At 65.0% G+C, this 16325-nt stretch carries 15 protein-coding genes and 1 tRNA gene; 4 read left to right on the top strand and 12 right to left on the bottom strand.

The genetic code is table 11. The features are described from left to right. Nucleotides 1-168: 168 nt before the first annotated feature. The 3 genes from V0R59_RS04130 to V0R59_RS04120 all read left to right on the top strand — a co-directional run bounded on the left by V0R59_RS04130 (nucleotide 169) and on the right by V0R59_RS04120 (nucleotide 3692). The gene (locus V0R59_RS04130; protein ID WP_330073419.1) at nucleotides 169-1083 is read left to right on the top strand and encodes a LysR family transcriptional regulator; all 915 of its coding nucleotides are present in this window, start codon (nucleotides 169-171) and stop codon (nucleotides 1081-1083) included. 157 nt (nucleotides 1084-1240) lie between these two features. Then, the gene (locus tag V0R59_RS04125; protein ID WP_330073420.1) at nucleotides 1241-2311 is read left to right on the top strand and encodes a C45 family peptidase; all 1071 of its coding nucleotides are present in this window, start codon (nucleotides 1241-1243) and stop codon (nucleotides 2309-2311) included. 52 nt (nucleotides 2312-2363) lie between these two features. Then, on the top strand, nucleotides 2364-3692 hold the full coding sequence (locus tag V0R59_RS04120; RefSeq protein ID WP_330073421.1) for an MFS transporter: 1329 nt from the start codon (nucleotides 2364-2366) through the stop codon (nucleotides 3690-3692). Between the two features lies 1 nt (nucleotide 3693). Here the strand turns inward: V0R59_RS04120 and V0R59_RS04115 are convergent, their stop codons facing one another. The 7 genes from V0R59_RS04115 to V0R59_RS04085 all read right to left on the bottom strand — a co-directional run bounded on the left by V0R59_RS04115 (nucleotide 3694) and on the right by V0R59_RS04085 (nucleotide 9907). After that, complete coding sequence (locus V0R59_RS04115) at nucleotides 3694-4104, bottom strand: hypothetical protein (protein ID WP_330073422.1); 411 nt, start codon at nucleotides 4102-4104, stop codon at nucleotides 3694-3696. Between the two features lie 171 nt (nucleotides 4105-4275). Continuing rightward, a tRNA-Gly gene (locus V0R59_RS04110) sits at nucleotides 4276-4349 on the bottom strand. A 149-nt stretch (nucleotides 4350-4498) separates the two neighbouring features. Further along, entirely contained in the window at nucleotides 4499-5383 is an 885-nt protein-coding gene (locus V0R59_RS04105) for an alpha/beta fold hydrolase (protein WP_330073423.1), read from the bottom strand. A 326-nt stretch (nucleotides 5384-5709) separates the two neighbouring features. After that, the gene (locus V0R59_RS04100; protein ID WP_330073424.1) at nucleotides 5710-6402 is read right to left on the bottom strand and encodes a pseudouridine synthase; all 693 of its coding nucleotides are present in this window, start codon (nucleotides 6400-6402) and stop codon (nucleotides 5710-5712) included. Between the two features lie 34 nt (nucleotides 6403-6436). Next, nucleotides 6437-6658 carry a cysteine-rich CWC family protein gene (locus tag V0R59_RS04095; RefSeq protein WP_330073425.1) on the bottom strand — a complete coding sequence of 74 codons (222 nt, stop codon included), beginning with the start codon at nucleotides 6656-6658 and terminating at the stop codon, nucleotides 6437-6439. After that, on the bottom strand, nucleotides 6651-8138 hold the full coding sequence (locus tag V0R59_RS04090; protein WP_330073426.1) for a sensor domain-containing diguanylate cyclase: 1488 nt from the start codon (nucleotides 8136-8138) through the stop codon (nucleotides 6651-6653). The genes V0R59_RS04095 and V0R59_RS04090 overlap by 8 nt, the downstream gene beginning before the upstream one ends. Nucleotides 8139-8800: 662 nt before the next feature. Then, entirely contained in the window at nucleotides 8801-9907 is a 1107-nt protein-coding gene (locus tag V0R59_RS04085; RefSeq protein WP_330073427.1) for an enoyl-CoA hydratase/isomerase family protein, read from the bottom strand. A 129-nt stretch (nucleotides 9908-10036) separates the two neighbouring features. Here V0R59_RS04085 and ung point away from each other — a divergent pair, with 129 nt between their 5' ends. Beyond that, nucleotides 10037-10729, top strand: a complete 693-nt coding sequence (gene ung / locus V0R59_RS04080) for a uracil-DNA glycosylase (protein ID WP_330073428.1) — start codon at nucleotides 10037-10039, stop codon at nucleotides 10727-10729. A 76-nt stretch (nucleotides 10730-10805) separates the two neighbouring features. Here the strand turns inward: ung and V0R59_RS04075 are convergent, their stop codons facing one another. The 5 genes from V0R59_RS04075 to V0R59_RS04055 form a co-directional block, all read right to left on the bottom strand. Next, nucleotides 10806-11858: an AbrB family transcriptional regulator gene (locus tag V0R59_RS04075; protein ID WP_330073429.1), complete on the bottom strand. Its 1053-nt coding sequence runs from the start codon at nucleotides 11856-11858 to the stop codon at nucleotides 10806-10808. Next, nucleotides 11851-13365 (bottom strand): tripartite tricarboxylate transporter permease, encoded by a 1515-nt coding sequence (locus V0R59_RS04070; RefSeq protein WP_330073430.1) that lies wholly within the window; start codon nucleotides 13363-13365, stop codon nucleotides 11851-11853. The genes V0R59_RS04075 and V0R59_RS04070 overlap by 8 nt, the downstream gene beginning before the upstream one ends. Nucleotide 13366: 1 nt before the next feature. Next, on the bottom strand, nucleotides 13367-13825 hold the full coding sequence (locus tag V0R59_RS04065) for a tripartite tricarboxylate transporter TctB family protein (protein ID WP_330073431.1): 459 nt from the start codon (nucleotides 13823-13825) through the stop codon (nucleotides 13367-13369). A gap of 130 nt (nucleotides 13826-13955) precedes the next feature. Continuing rightward, nucleotides 13956-14936 carry a Bug family tripartite tricarboxylate transporter substrate binding protein gene (locus V0R59_RS04060; RefSeq protein ID WP_330073432.1) on the bottom strand — a complete coding sequence of 327 codons (981 nt, stop codon included), beginning with the start codon at nucleotides 14934-14936 and terminating at the stop codon, nucleotides 13956-13958. A gap of 35 nt (nucleotides 14937-14971) precedes the next feature. After that, on the bottom strand, nucleotides 14972-16258 hold the full coding sequence (locus V0R59_RS04055) for an OprD family porin (RefSeq protein ID WP_330073433.1): 1287 nt from the start codon (nucleotides 16256-16258) through the stop codon (nucleotides 14972-14974). Nucleotides 16259-16325: the final 67 nt, after the last annotated feature.

The raw sequence follows: 16325 nt of genomic DNA, 5'->3' as shown, positions 1-16325 counted from the left end.
CGCCAGTGCGGTTAAACGCGAGGGCAGGCACAACTTTCTTCGCCATCTGGAAAAAATCAAGTGCGCCGACGCAAGGGCCCGGCGCACGAATGCCATTTGCCGGTTGGGTTGCCACGGCCAATACTCGGCGTTCTTCATTCGTTCTTTTGTGCCCATCGGGAAGCAACCATGGACAAGATGACTGCCCTGACCATCTTCGTCGCCGCCGCCGAACACGGCAGTTTCAGCCGTGCCGCGGAGCAACTGGGCAAGACCCCGTCGGCGGTGACCAAGGCCGTTGCCCACCTGGAAAGCGAGCTGGGCGTGCGCCTGTTCGAGCGCACCACTCGGCGCATGGCCCTGACCGAGGCGGGCACCTTGTACCTGGAGGGGGCGCGACAGGCCTTGATGCATCTGCAGCGGGTGACCGAGGAAGTCGAGCAGTTGCAGCATGCGTTGCGCGGTACCTTGCGTATCACCGCGCCGCCGTCGTTCGGGCCGGCGTTCCTCAACCAGGTATGCTGCCGCTTCCTGCGCGAGCATCCGCAGGTGCGCCTGGACGTGAACCTGAACGACGCCAACGAGGACCTGATCGATGGCGGCTACGACCTGTCGCTGCGCGACGGCCCCACCGACCAGCCGGAACTGATCGCCCAGCCGCTGATCGAGAACCGAGTGGTGCTGTGTGCCAGCCCCGCCTACCTGGCGCGCCACGGCGAGGCGATCACCCTGGACAACTACGCCCGGCATGACTGGCTGTTGCTGCGCCATCCGCTGGTCAACCGCAGCTACTGGTGGATCGAGCAGGGCGGCCAGACGCTCCGGGTACGCCAGCCGACCCCGCGGCTGGTCAGCGACAACTTCGACTTTCTCCTGGCCTGCCTGCTGGACGGGCAGGGCTTGCAGTTCGTGCCGACCTGGGCGGCGGCGCCGTACCTGGCGTCGGGGGCGCTGGTGGAAGTGTTGCCCGATTACTGGCGCTCGGTTAGTGCGTTCGGGCCGTGGGTGCATGTGCTGTACCTGCCGCATCGGCGCAATACGCGCAAGGTACAGGCGTTCATTGCCTTGCTGCATGAGCAGTTGCGGGGGCAGGGGCTGGAGTGAGAACGGTGTTTCCGCCGATATTTTCCAGTTCGGAACAAAAGTTGTGCGCCCCCTGGCGATGATCCCTTCTGCCTCGCTGGATAGTCTGCGGGTGCACGTCCGGTCGTAATTCTTTCCCGGACGGCACAGATTGCGCTTTCCACAGGAGTTACCCGCAGTGAAGATCCACACCCTCGTCAGCGAGATTCGCGACCCCCTCGAACGTGGCCGCGAGATCGGCGAACGTTTCGCCGAGCAGATCCGCCATACCAACGGCCTCTACCTGGATTTCTTTCCCCAGGTCGGCGTGTCCCTGGGTGACGCCCGGCGCATCGGCGACAACAGCCTGGCCGCACTGGAAGCCTGGAGCCCGGAGCTGGCAGCGGAAATCATGGGCATGGCCGAGGGCGCGGCGGTCCCGCTCTGGCAGTTGGCAAGCCTGAATGCGCGCACCGAAGTCCTTGCTGCGCGCACCCGCCATAGCGAATGTTCCACCACGGTGTTCGCCCCGCCCGGCGCCCAGGCACCGCGCACCCTGCAGACCTGGGACTGGCACGACTGCCTGTGTCCCCACGGTTTGATGCTTGCGTTGCAAACCGCGCGTGGCATGCGGGTCAAGCTGTTCTGCGAGTTCGGCATGCTGGCCAAGCTGGGGGTGAACAGCGCCGGCCTGGGCCTGCATTTCAATATCCTGCATCACGCCAGCGACCATGACGGCGGCGGCGTGCCGGTGCATGCCATCGCCCGGCGGGTGCTGGAAGAGGCCGGCAGCGTCGACGAGGCCATCGAACTGGTGCGGTCGGCGCGGGTCAGCGCCTCCACGGTACTGACGGTGTTTTCCCGCGAGGACTGCAGCCCGCGGGCCGTGAGCATCGAGATGAGTCCGCAGCGTACTGCGCTGGTCCTGCCCCGCGAGGACGGCTGGCTGCTGCACACCAATCACTTCCTCGATCCGCAGCTCAGCCTCGGCGAGCAGGTGGCGGACCGCGCCGATACCCAATGCCGTCTCGCCCACCTGCAGCAGGTGATCGAGGGGATGAACAGCGCGGACCTGCGTGCCCGCGCCGAAGCCATGTGCGGTGCAGCCGGTGATGACGCGCCGATCTGCTTCCACCCGGACCTGTCCCTGCCCGGCACCGAGCGTTGGGAAACGCTGCTGAGCGTGGGCATCGATACCCAGCGCTGCCTGCTGGAATACGTGGCGGGCACGCCGCTGCACCTGGCCAAGGCCGGCTTCGAAACTTTCTGAGCCAACCCGGTGCCGCCGCCAAGGGCGGCACCCGTCAACGAGAACAACAACAATGACTGAGCAAGCTTCCCGCTCTGCGGTACGGACGTTCTGTGTTTCCGGCCTGGGCACCGCGCTGGAATTCTACGACTTCATCATCTATGGCACTGCGGCCGCCCTGGTGTTTCCCCAGGTGTTCTTCCCGGACCTGGATCACCTCACCGCGACCCTGGTGGCCTTCAGCGCCTTCGGCGCCGGCTTTTTCGCCCGGCCGCTGGGCGGCATGGTGTTCGGGCACTACGGTGACCGCATCGGCCGGCAGAAGGTGCTGGTCGCCACCTTGCTGCTCATGGGCCTGAGCACCTTCCTTATCGGGTGCTTGCCGAGCCACGCCAGCATCGGCGTGGCGGCGCCGATCCTGCTGGTGCTGCTGCGCCTGATCCAGGGCTTCGCTGCCGGCGGCGAGTGGGGCGGGGCGGCGTTGTTCGGCATCGAGTCGGCACCGCCGGGACGCCGTGGGCTGTGGGGCAGTTTCACCAGCATGGGCATTGGTGTCGGCGGGATTCTCGGGGCGGCGGTATTTGCCATCGTCAGCGCGGCGGCGAACGACAATCTGGTGGATTTCGCCTGGCGCATCCCGTTCTGGCTGGGCGGCACGCTGGTGCTGATCGGCCTTTACGCCCGCTTGCGCACCCCGGTGGCGGCACCGCTGGCCAAACCGGTTCGCGCACCGCTGGCCGAGGCCCTGCGCCAGCGGCCGCGGCAGTTGCTGCTGTGCACCGGCATCGCCTTCGGTTACTGCACCATCGCCTATATCGGCAGCACCTTCTTCCTGACCTACGCGACCCAGGTCGGCTACGGCAGCACCGAGGCGCTGATGTTCGATTTCACCCTGTCGGTGGCCATCGTGCTGTCGGCGCCGTTGTTCGGACATCTGTCCGACCGCTTCGGTCGCCGCAGGGTGATGGTATTCGGTGCGCTGGTCATGGCCTTGGGGCTGTTCGCCTTCTTCAGCCTGGTCAGCCTGAAGAGCTTTGCCGTCGCCCTGTTCGCCTACAGCCTGGCGGGCGCGTTGATGGGGGCGACCCAAGGGCCGATCCCGGCGTTCCTCGGCGAGCAGTTCCCGCGCAGCATGCGCTACTCGGGGATTTCCGCGAGCTATCAGGTGGGTGCCGCGCTGGGTGGGGGCACGGCGTCGAGCATCGCTACGGCGATCCTGATCCTCACCGATCATGATCCGCTGGGGGTGGCGTTGTACGGGACGGGGGCACTGCTGCTGGTGGCGGTGTGTTCGTTGCTGCTGCGCGAGACGTCGGGATTGAGCATGGCGCAGATCGATGAGGAGGGAGTCTGGGCCGGGGCCGGTCGCAAACAGATAGCCCCGCAACTGCGGGGCCAGTGACTCAGTAGAGCAGATACCTGATCGCCAGGGCGGTGATTGTCGCCACCGAGCCAACCAGCGCCGTGGCGATGCCCAGGGGGTACCAGAAAATTTCGCGAGTCAATTTACGTGCTTCGATCTTCAGCTTGTCGCTCTCCACAGCAAGCTTTACACCCTCGGCGTCAAGCTTGTTGCTCTCGGCAGAAAGCTTCGTACCCTCGGCGTCAAGCTTGCTGCTCTCGGCGGAAAGCTTCGCACCCTCAGCACCCAGCTTGGCTCTCTCCGCGCTGAGCTTGGCGTTCTCGGCGCTCAACTTGAGATTCTCCGTAAGCAGTTTGGAAGTCTCGGCATGGAGCTTTATCGATTCCGAAATCAGCTTGGAGATCTCGGCATGAATCTTTTCGGCTTCGAGGGTCAGGTCAGGGGCGGTCATCGGTTCGTCCTTGCGAGATAACGGGGCGCAATTCACGCGCAACCCGGAAAGACGCATTTAGTACCGGTCAGACTAAAGGACACAAAGGGTAGTTTGTACCTTGAAGATACCGGGACCGCAGTGAGTCCGACGATTGGCATCTTGGGGAGAGGTGAAGCAGAAAGGAGAAACTGGAGCGGGTGAAGGGAATCGAACCCTCGTTATCAGCTTGGGAAGCTGGAGTAATGCCATTATACGACACCCGCTTGCAGGGCCACTTTGTACCAGAATCGCGAAACGATTTGAAGCCTTTATCGATCTTGCATGCGTGCGACCCGTAGCGCCGGGGCAGTGGTCTTCCATTGGCCGTGTCGGCCGTTGACCCCGCTGGCCGGGCTACAGGTGCCCGTTTCCTTCAGATGGCCAATGCATGCTGGCCCTGCACGTACTGGTAGCGCGCGCGCTGGTCACGCTGCACCGGCTTCAGGAAGTTCACCAGTACATCGCGGGTGTCGCGGCAGGCGGACTTGTTTTCCATGTCCAGGAAGTGCCCGGCGCCACGGATCTCGCTGAAGTGCGAATTGCGTACATGCCGGCCGAACTGCCGCGCATCGGCGGTGGTGGTGTACTCGTCCAGGTCGCCGTTGACGAACAGCACCGGAATGTCGATGGCCTTGGCCGCGTTCAGCGCATTCTCCAGGTCGTGGTCGAGCACCTGGTGGATGTGGAAGTGCATCTGCGCGTACTCGTGGACGTCCAGGCTGCTGACGTGCCGGTAGTTGAAGCGCTTGAACAGCGGCGGCAGGTACTTGCCGATGGTGTCGTTGACCAGGTTGCCGACCTGGTAGCGATCGCACTCGCTGAGGTACTTCGAGCCACGTTCGAGGTAATCGCGCATCGGCTCGTTGATCACCGGCGAGAACGAACTCACCACCGCCCGCTCGATGCGCCGTGGCCTGTGGGCCAGGGCCATGAGGGTGCAGGCACCGCCCCAGGAGAATGACATGACCTGGTCGGCCGCGAAGTGATCGATCAGCTCCAGGAGGATCTGCCCCTCGGTTTCCTTGGTCAGCAGACGCTCGTGGCGGTTGTGCGGCTTCGACTTGCCGGCGTACGGCTGGTCGTAGAGCACCACGTTGAATTGCGGATGAAGATTGCGCACCGCCTGGGCGAACGACGCCGTGGTGGCGAGCGAGCCGTTGATCAGGATGATCGTCTTCTCGGCTTCTTGCGAACGGTAGAACTCCGTGTAAACCCGGTACTGCCCCTGTATATCCAGCACAGCGATTTCTGGCCTCATGTCATCGACTCCTGGCGCAAAAAAGGGTATCCGTCCAAGCAAGCTTGCACGTTCTATGTGACAGGTAGGCATACGCCTTGAAGTGAATCGAGGGGCCCTTGTCGATCCGTTACAGGCCTTGGTCGACGGGTGTTGTTCTAGGTGGGCGATTCCACTGGACGCCCGCGCATCGAGGTGCGGGTCGCCAGCGAAAAGGTGTCTTGGACTACGAGAGTGACTGATGAGTCACATGAAGACCGACGATTCGATTCAAGCAGTCGTTCGCCGATGCCGCAAGTGCCGTTCGGGTAATTACCGGATTTTTTTCCATCGACCGGATCGTCGGTTCAGATCGGCAGGATCTCGTCCTGGCGCAGCGCGCGGTACTGGCCGGGGGCGAGCAGCGGGTCCAGCACCAAGGGGCCCATGCTTTCGCGATGCAGGCGCACCACCTTGTTGTCGTAGTGTCCGAACATGCGTTTTACCTGGTGATAGCGCCCCTCGACGATGCTCAGCCGGGCACTGTGGCTGCCCAGCGGAATCAGTTCAGCCGGCTGCGTGGTGAGGTCTTCGAAGGCGAAGTAGAAGCCTTCGCGGAAACGCTCGACGTAACCGGGTTCGATCGGCTGCTCGGTCTCTACGTAGTAGACCTTGGGCAGCTTGGTCTGCGGCTGGGTCAGTCGCCGTGACCACTGGCCATCGTTGGTCAGGATCAGCAGGCCGGTGGTGTTGAAGTCGAGACGCCCGGCGATATGCAGGTCGTCCTTGTCCGGTTCGTCGATCAGGTCGAGCACCGTCGGGTGCTCGGGATCACGAGTGGCGCTGACGCAACCGGCGGGCTTGTGCAGCATGAAGTAGCGCGCCGGACGCCCGGCCTGCAGCACCTGGTCGTCGACCTCGACACGACTGAACACCCGCACTTCGTGCCGTGGGTCATTGACCGCCACGCCATCCACCCGCACCCGTCGTTCCACCAGCAGCAGGCGCACTTGCTGGCGATTGAAGCAGGGCAGGTTGGCGAGGAAACGGTCGAGGCGCATGGCGGCGGGCAGGGCAGGGAAAAGGGCCGGCAGTCTAGCGCTTCGGCGCGGCGTCGGCAGCTTTCAGTTGCGCATCGACCCGTGCGCAGGACGGGCACAGGCAGGCGGCGTTGCGCAGTTCCTCGGGCAGTGCCTGGAGCACCGCCGGATCGATGCTCACGCTGTAGCACCAGCAGGCGCGGTCCGCGGTGCGCGGGTCGGCCAGGGTGCATTGGTTGCTGGCGCCACAGGCGGGGCAGCGGCTGGTGTCAGGCATGGGAATGACTCGTGGGCTCGCGGCAGACACGGTTGCGCCCGCTTTGCTTGGCGCGGTACAGCGCCTGGTCGGCGCGAGCGATCAAGGGCTGCAGGGTATCGCCGGGGTCGAACGCGCTCAAGCCGATGCTGGCGGTCAGGGAGATGACCTTGCCCTCGTAGGTGAACTGGCGCTCCTCGGTGCGCTGGCGAATCTTCTCGGCGATGCTCAGGCCACGCGCCGCGTCGGTGTCCTTGAGCAGCACGATGAACTCCTCGCCACCCCAGCGACAGACGATATCCGCCTGGCGCAGGCTGCTTTCGAGCAGGCGGGCGAACTGGCGCAGCACCTCGTCGCCGGCGAGGTGGCCGTGGGTGTCGTTGAGTTCCTTGAAATGATCGAGGTCGATCAGCAGCGCGGTCAGCGGTTGCGGGGCGCGCTCGGCTTCGAGCAGCGCCTGGGCGGCGAGCAGGTCGAAGGCGCGGCGGTTGTGCAGGCGGGTCAGGCTGTCGAGGGTCGCCAGTTCCTGGATGCCGTCCTGGTGGCGGCGGATCATGCCGTTGATCAGCGTCAGCACCACCGCCGAGATGATCGCGCAGATCGCCAGGTTCAGGTACAGCGAGTGGCGCAGTTCATCGAGGCTGTCGCCGGCGGGCTTCTCGACGAACAGGTAAAGGTCCAGTTCGGGAATGAAGCGCACGTTGAGGAAGTGGCTCTGGCCGTCGCGCTGGTATTCGCGGCTGCCGGTGCTCGGGGTCGGCATGCGCGCCAGCAGGCCGGCCATTGTCGGCACGTCTTGCAGCAGGGTGCCGGCGCGGGCGCCGTCGGGGCCACCGGAGGCGCCGGTGAGGACGATGCGTCCGCGCGGATCGACGAAGTACACCGAGCGCTGGTAGCGCAACTGGTAGGTGTCGATCAGCCTGACCACGGCATCCACGGTCAGGCCCACGCCGGCGGCGCCGATGAAGCGCTCGTCGTAGTCGAACACCTTGTAGTTGATGAAGACGGTGAGGCGGTCCTGGTTGGCCATGTCCAGGTCGACGTTGATCTCGTAGGGCTCCTGCATCTTGCGCACCCGGGCGTACCAGCGGTCGCGCTCGCTGTCGAGGTCGATGTGCTTGAGGATGCCCTTGGCCTGGTAGTAGATGCCGCTCTTCTCCGAGACGAAGAACGCGGTGTAGGCCCGTTGCTGGCGCGCCACTTCGCTGAGGTAGCGGGTGATCTGCTCCGGGTCGCGTTCGCCGGCGAGCGCCCAGTCGCGCAGGAAGGTGTTCTGCGCCAGCATCGCCGACACGGTGATGGGCCGGATCAGGTCCTTCTGGATCTCCGAATAGACGGTGTCCGAGGTCAGCGGCAGCTCGGTGTTGACGATGCTGTCGCGGATCGAGCCGAGCGAGGCGTAGTAGCTGATCAGCGTGGTCGAAAGGAAGCCGCAGCCGAGTAACACCAGCAATGTCAGCAGCAAGGACCGTTGCGAAAACAGGGCGGAACGAAGGGGCATGGCAATCCCGGTGGCGGCAGACCAATGGCACCTATTCTAGAGGCGGCGCGGAAAAATAACTGGACGATTTTTGCGGATAAGCGACCTATTACAAATTGTTGCCAAATCGCACTGCACGTCCTTTTTATTGTCTGATTCTGTGTCGATCAACGCTTGCCGATCGACGCCGACCAGCGCCGCTGGGAATGGCAGTTCCGCGGTCCAGGAGGCCGCCATGTATCGTCAACTTGCTCTGCTTGCCGTATTGGGTTCGCTGATCACCGCCTGTGTGCCGTATGGAGGCTCCAGCTACTACCGAACCGACGTCTATTCCGTGGATCGTTATTCCTACCCCGGGTATTACGGCCGCCCGGCCTATCCCTACAACCGGGGTTACTACGTAGTGCCTCAGCAACCACGCTACTACGCGCCAGCGCCGCGCTATTACCAGCCGGCACCGTCCTATCACAGGCCTTATCCGGTTCCGGGCCCGCGTTACTACGATGGCCGCGGCCGGCATGACGGTCCCGGACGCCCGGGCAATCCCGGTTGGGACCGGGGGCGTGACCGGGGCGACCGCGATGACGGGCGCGGGCATCAGCGCCAGTGGGGTGACCGGGACGGGGGAGACCGGGGTCGCAATCACTGATCCAGCTTTTTCGGGGCCGCAATGTGGCCCCGAATCATGTCAGGTCCGCCAACGGATGCCTGCCTTCCCACACCTTGCTGAAATGCGCCTCCACCACTGCCGCCGGCACCTGGGCCACATCCGGCCAGTGCCAGCGCGGGTTGTTGTCCTTGTCCAGCAGGCGGGCGCGCACGCCTTCGCTGAATTCCGGATGACGGCAGCAGTTCAGGCTCATCGCGTATTCCATCTGCAGTACCTGGCCCAGGGACAGGTAGCGCGCCCGGGCCAGCTGTTGCCAGACCAGATGGGCGGTCAGCGGGCAGCCCTTGAGCAGGGTTCGTGCAGCGCTGGCGAGGACGGTGTCGTCCTGCTGCGCCATTTGGCCGATGGCACGCCAGGCACAGGCCGGGTCGCTGACGTCCAGGGCCCGGTCGATGGTCTCGCGCCGCGGCAGCCACTGTGCCGCCGGCAGGCTGTCGCGGGCCTCCAGTTCCAGGGCCTTGAGCAGGCTGCCCAGTTGCATGGCGGTCTGCTCCTGCCAGTTCAACTGCAGCAGGCGATCGATCAGTTCGTCCTGCTGCTCTTCCTTCATGAAGCGGTCCGCCAGGCCGAGCTCGAGGGCGTCGCGGGCGTTGATCGGCGCACCGGTAAGCCCCAGGAACAGGCCGAGGCGGCCGGGCAGGCGGGAAAGGAACCAGCTGCCACCGACATCCGGGTACAGGCCGATGCTGATCTCCGGCATTGCCAGCCGGCTCGACGGCGTGACGATACGCACGCCGGCGCCCTGCAGCAGGCCCATGCCGCCACCGAGCACATGGCCATGGCCCCAGCACAACAGGGGTTTTGAATAATGGTGCAACAGATAATCGAGACGGTATTCGGCGGCGAAGAAGGTCGCCGCCAGCGGCGGCACTTCGCCAGGATGGGCGCGGCAGGCTTCCACCAGGGCGCGCACCTCGCTCCCGGCGCAGAAGGCCTTGCTGCCGCTGCCGCGCAGCAGCACGCAGACGATCGCCGGGTCCAGCGCCCAGGCCCGCAGGTGCGTGCCCAGTTGCTCGATCATCGGCAGCGACAGGGCGTTCAGGCTGGCGGGCGCATCCAGGGTGGCGATGGCCAGGCGCGCGCCATCGACGCCGGTAAGTACTTCGAACTGCACGGACATGGCCGACCTCGCTGATGAAGACCCGACAAGTATGGTCGCTGGGGCGGATCGTGCAGGTTGCCGGTCGGATCGATTGACAAGCGTGGAGAGCTTTCCTAGTGTCCGCCCCATTGTTCAACGGATGGCCCCATGACCGACGACGACCGCATCAAGCTCGAACCCAGCTGGAAGGAGGCCCTGCGTGCCGAATTCGATCAGCCCTACATGCACGAACTGCGCGAATTCCTGCGCCAGGAGAAGGCCGCCGGCAAGGAGATCTACCCGCCGGGACCGCTGATCTTCAATGCACTCAACTCCACGCCGCTGGACCAGGTAAAGGTGGTGATCCTCGGCCAGGACCCGTACCACGGCCCGGGCCAGGCCCATGGCCTGTGCTTCTCGGTGCAGCCGGGAGTGCCGACGCCACCGTCGCTGGTGAACATCTATAAGGAACTGCAGCGCGACCTGAACATCGACATCCCGCGCCACGGCTACCTGCAATCCTGGGCCGAGCAGGGCGTGCTGCTGCTCAACACCACCATGACCGTGGAGCGCGCCAATGCTGCGTCCCACGCGAACAAGGGCTGGCAGTACTTCACCGACCGGATTATCCAGGTGGTCAGCGAGCACCAGCCCAACACCGTGTTCCTGCTCTGGGGCGCCCATGCGCAGGGCAAGCGCAAGCTGATCGACGCCAGCAAGCACCTGGTGCTGACCTCGGTGCATCCGTCGCCGCTGTCGGCGTACCGCGGATTCCTGGGGTGCGGGCATTTCAGCCGGACCAACAAGTTCCTGGAGCAGCACGGGCTGGCGCCCATCGACTGGCGCGTGCCCGAGCTTTAGGGCCTGGCTGCCACAGGGGCCGCGACACATGCGGTCCCTGTGGGAGCTGCCAGACGTTCACCCAAAGGCTGGAACGTCAGCGTTCATCCCCGTTCGCCAGGGGTTCCGAGGCCATCCAGTGCCGGAACAACGGCTCCGCCAGAAACAGCACGAACAGCAACCGCATCATCTGCAACGCGGTCACCAATGGCACCGACAGTTGCAGCGTCTCCGCCGTCAGGCTCATCTCCGCGATACCGCCGGGCATCATGCCCAGGGTCAATGAGCGCAGGTCCAGGTTGGTTGCCGCGCTCAGCGCCAGGGCAGCGACGGCGGCGATGCCCATGGTCAGCAGCGTGGCCGCCAGGGTCCGCGCCAGGAACGAGGGCGCCCGGCGGAAAAACGCACGGTTGAAGTGACAACCCAGGCCGCTGCCGATCAACCACTGGCCAATCTGGCTGGCGCCGTCCGGCAGGCCCAGGTGCAGGTTCCAGCCAATACTGGCGATACCCGCCACCAGCAAGGGGCCGAACAGCCAGGGGTTGGGCTGCTTCAGGCGCTGCCAGCCCCAGGCCACCAGCGCGCCAAGGGGAAACAACAGCGCCAGCCAGCCCCAGTTCACCGCTCCGGCATGGCTCAGGGGCACACCCTCGCCAAGCAGGTACTTGAAGGCCGCCGGTACGCACAGCACCACCACCAGCACCCGCAAGCTCTGGCCCGCCGCCACGCGGCCGAGATTTGCGCCATTGCGCGCGCCGAGGTTGACCATCTCTCCGGAGCCGCCCGGCATGCTAGAGAAGAACGCGGTGGCGCGGTCCTCGCCGGTGCGCCGCAGCAGCCAGACCCCGACCACGCTGGACAGGCTGGTGATCAGCGCACCGAAGAAGATCAGGCCGAAATGACTGGCGACCTGTTCCGCCACATGCGGGGTGAAATGCAGGCCGATGCCGATCCCGACGACCCACTGTCCGCATTTGCGGCCACCCGGGATCTCGGCGAGCTGCCACGGGGTGAGGCAGCGCACCAGGATGATCGCCAGCAGCGAACCGACCATGAACGGCAACGGCCAGCCGATGGCGCTGGCCGCGAACCCGCCGGCCAGGCCGACCAGCGGGGTTGCCCACCATTGCCTGAAGGATGACTCAGACATCGGCCAGGGCGCGGCGCTGCTGGGCGCGACGACGCCAGATGCGGAGCAGCGGCAGGCTCAGCATCAGCGCGGTCAGGACCCAGACACCCAGGCTGATCGGGCTCGACCAGAGGATGTGCAGGTCACCGTTGGAGATCGACAGCGCGCGGCGCAGGTTCTGTTCCATCAGGCCACCGAGGATGAAGCCCAGCAGGATCGGCGACAGCGGGAAGTCCAGCTTGCGCAGGATGTAGCCCATGATGCCGATGCCGACCATCAGGAACAGGTCGAAGGTGGTGGCGTGCACAGCGTAGACGCCGATCGCGGTGATGATGGCGATCACCGGCACCAGCGCCCAGTTCGGCACGGCAAGGATGCGGGTGAAGATGCGGATCATCGGGATGTTCAGGATCACCAGCATGATGTTGGCGATGAACAGCGAGGCGATCAGGCCCCAGACGATGTCCGGTTGCTGTTCGAACAGCAGCGGGCCCGGGGTGATGTTGTACAGGGTCAGGGCGCCGATCATCACCGCGGTGGTGCCCGAGCCGGGCACGCCGAGGGTCAGCATCGGTACCAGGGCGCCGCAGCAGGAGGCGCCGATCGCGGTTTCCGGTGCGGCCAGGCCGCGAGCATCGCCCTTGCCGAACTTGCCGCTGGCACCGGCGATGCGCTTCTCGGTCATGTAGGCCACGGCACTGGCCAGGGTCGCGCCGGCACCGGGCAGTACGCCCATGATGAAGCCAAGCAGGCCGCAGCGGATGTTCACCACGAACACCGAGGCCGCTTCCTTCAGGTTGAACAGCATGCGCCCCGTGGCTTTCACCGCTTCGTGGCCGTGGTGGGTCTTCTCCAGCAGCAGGAGGATCTCGCTGATGGAGAACAGGCCCAGCACCAGTACGACGAACTGGATGCCGTCGGCCATGTGCACGCTGTCACCGGTGAAGCGGTACACGCCGCTGTTGGCGTCGATGCCGACGCTGGACAGGAACAGGCCGATCAGTGCGGCGATGAAGGTCTTCAGCGGCTTGTCGCCGGCCATGCCGCCGAGGGCGACGATGGCGAACACCATCAGCACGAAGTACTCCGCCGGTCCGAAGGCGATTGCCCATTTCGCCAACAGCGGCGCGAACAGGACCATGCCGCAGGTGGCGATGAAGGCGCCGATGAACGAACTCCAGGCCGACAGCGACAGCGCCACCCCGGCCAGGCCCTGGCGGGCCATGGGGTAGCCGTCGAGGGTGGTCATCACGGTGGAGGCTTCGCCCGGGATGTTGAGCAGGATCGAGCTGATCCGCCCGCCGTACTCGCAGCCCAGGTAGACCGCGGCCAGCAGGATCAGCGCCGACTCCGGCGGCAGGCCGAGGGCGAAGGCGATGGGGATGAGCAGGGCCACGCCGTTGATCGGGCCTAGGCCTGGCAGCAGGCCGACCACGGTGCCGATCAGGGTGCCGCTGAGGGCAGTGATCAGGTTGTACGGGCTCAGCGCGACGCCGAAGCCTTGGCCGAGATAACTCAAGGTATCCATATCAATTCTCCAGGACGTCGAGCAGGCCGAGGGGCAGTGGCACGTCCATTACCCGGTCGAACAGTACGTAGAGGGCGATGCTCATGACCGCCACGATCAGTCCGCCGGACAACCAGCGACCGCCGTACAGGCGGGCCATGGGTACACCGATGAGAATGCTGCTGAGGATGAAGCCGAGGCTTTCGAAGGTCGCGGCGAAGACCAGCAGCAGGGCGACGCAGATGCCGATCTTGTTCAGGGTTTCGCGGTCCAGCTCGGGCTCGTCGTCACCGCGCACGATGGGCGTCGGGCGGAAGGCCAGGTAGAGCAGGGCCAGGCCCATCAGGCCGAGCATCAGCAGGGGGTAGGCACGCGGGCCCACCGGTTCATAGGAAAAAGCGGCCTGGTAGGGCACGGCCATGACGGCCAGGGCGATGCACGCCGCCAGCAGGACCAGGGCGAAGATGCGTTGCAGGATCATTGGTCAATCCTCGATCAAAAGGCAGGCACAGTCCCCCTGTAGGAGCGGGTTTACCCGCGATGGCGGCGGTGGGTTCACCATCGCAATCGCGGGTGAACCCGCTCCCACAGAAGGTGCGAGCGGGTTGCGGTTACTGGATCAGGCCGAATTCCCGGGCCAGCGACTTGTAGTCGGCGACCTGCTTCTTGACGTAGGTGTCCAGCTCTTCCCCGGTCATGGCGAACGGGAACAGCTCGCGCTGGTCACGCAGCTTGGCGAACTCTTCGGACGCCAGCAGCTTGTCGAACGAGGCTTTCCACCACTGGTAGTCCTCGTCGCTGACCTTCGGCCCGACATAGAACCCGCGCACCACCGGCCAGACGATGTCGTAGCCCTGTTCCTTGGCGGTCGGGATGTCCTTCATCTCCGGCTCGTCCAGGCGCTGCTCGGCGAATACCGCGAGCAGGCGCATGTCGCCGCTCTGGATGTGCGGCATGGAGTCGGAAATGTCGGTACTGCCGACCTGGATGTGGCCGCCGAGCAGAGCGGTGGCAATCTCGCCGCCGCCTTCCAGGGCCACGTAGCGCAGGTCGCGCGGGTTGATCCCGGCGGCCTTGGCGATCAGCGCGGTCTGCATCCAGTCCTGGCTGCCGACGGTGCCGCCGGAACCGATCACGACCTTGCTCGGATCCTTCTTCAACGCCGCGACCAGGTCGTCGAGGGTCTTGTAGGGCGAATCCTTCTTCACTGCGATGGCACCGTAGCTGGTGCCCACCGCCGCCAGCCAGCGCACGGCGTTCTCGTCGAAGCGGCCGAACTTGCCCTGGGCCAGGTTCAGCAGCGAGCCGCTGGACCAGGCCACCAGGGTCCCGGCGTCGCCCGGGCGCTGGGCGACCACGGCGTTGTAGGCCACCGCGCCGACACCGCCGGGCATGTAGGTGACGCGCATCGGTTTGCTGAGGATCTTCTCGTTGACCAGGGCGCTTTGCACCAGCTTGCAGGTCAGGTCGAAGCCACCGCCCGGCGAGGCCGGGGCAATGCATTCAGGGCGTTTGGGTTCGGCGGCCAGCACCTGGCCGGCCAGCAGCAGGCAACCGGTGGCGAGGGCGATTCGGCGCAGTGAAAAGGTCATCGTCAGTCTCCGTAGCTTTAGTTGTTATAGGCGGATTACCACAGGGCCACGCTGTAGCTCACCAGCACCCGTACCTCGTCCGCGTCGCGGGCGAAGTTGGAGCGGTAGGTCGCGTTGCGCAGACGCACGGCGACGTTTTTCAACGCACCGCTCTGCACCACGTACTTGAGCTCGGTGTTGCGTTCCCATTCCTTGCCTTCGCTGCCGTTCGCCAGGCTGACGTTGTCCCCGTTGACATAACGGGTCATGAAGCTCAGCCCTGGAACGCCAATCTTGGCGAAGTCGTAGTCATAACGCACTTGCCAGGAGCGCTCGTCGGCACCGGCGAAGTCGTTGATCTGGACGAAGTTGACCAGGTACGGGTCGCTGCCATCCACGTAGGGGAAGGCGCTGTCGCCCGACATGCTCTGGTAGGCCGCGCTGAACTTGTGGCCATTGAGGCCGTAGCTGAGCATGCCGTTGAGCGAGGTGTTGTCGATCTTGCCGCCGCGGGCCTGGCCCTGGTCGTCGCTGAGCGCCAGGCGCAGGTCGGCGCCGAAGGTGCCCGGGCCGAACGGCTGGGTCGCCACCAGGCCAGCGAAATGCTGCCGGTAGACGTCGTCGAGCTGGGCGAAGTGATAGCTGCCGGTGATGCGGTCGGTGAACTTGTAGTCGACGCCGGCGAGGTCGAAGTGGTTGCCGGCCACGGTGCCGAGGAAGCGACCGTTCTTGTTGTTCAGTGCGATGTCTTCCTTGTTGCTGTCATCGCGATCCTTGGCCTTCTCCAGGCGGCCGCCGGTGAAGGTCAGGTTCTTCAGTTCCCTGGAAGTCAGCAGGCCGCCTTCGAAGGTCTGCGGCAGGATGCGGCCGTCGTTGGGCTTGAGGGTTGGCAGTTCCGGGATCAGGGTGCCGATCTTCAGCTCGGTGGCGGAGATCTTCACCTTGCCGGTCAGGCCCAGCTTGGAGTATTCGTCGGCGGCACGGCCGTCGTCGTGGGTTGGCAGCAGGCCGGTGCCGGTGCGGTCGTGGCTTGAGTCGAGCTTGACCCCGAGCATGCCCAGGGCATCGATGCCGAAGCCGACGGTGCCTTCGGTGTAGCCGGATTCCAGGTTGAGCATGAAGCCCTGGGCCCATTCGTCGCGCTTGGATTGCTGCGCGCTGCTGCCGTCGCGGAAATCGCGGTTGAAGTACATGTTGCGGGTTTCGAAGGTCGCCGAACTGTCCTTGATGAAGTCCGCATGGCTGAGCGGCGCGACACTGCAAAGGGCGAGGGCGCTGGCGATCTGAGGGCGAGTAAAGGAACGACGGATAGGCGCGAACGCCTGAGGCTGTGCTGACAGCATCGTGGAGTAACCCCGTTTATTGTTCTTATCGGTACGAACACTGCGGTTCGTTCATTCGGCTCCCGGA

The sequence above is a fragment of the Pseudomonas ulcerans genome, assembly GCF_036324125.1.
Classification (GTDB): domain Bacteria; phylum Pseudomonadota; class Gammaproteobacteria; order Pseudomonadales; family Pseudomonadaceae; genus Aquipseudomonas; species Aquipseudomonas ulcerans.
This window is presented reverse-complemented; position numbering and strand designations above follow the sequence as displayed.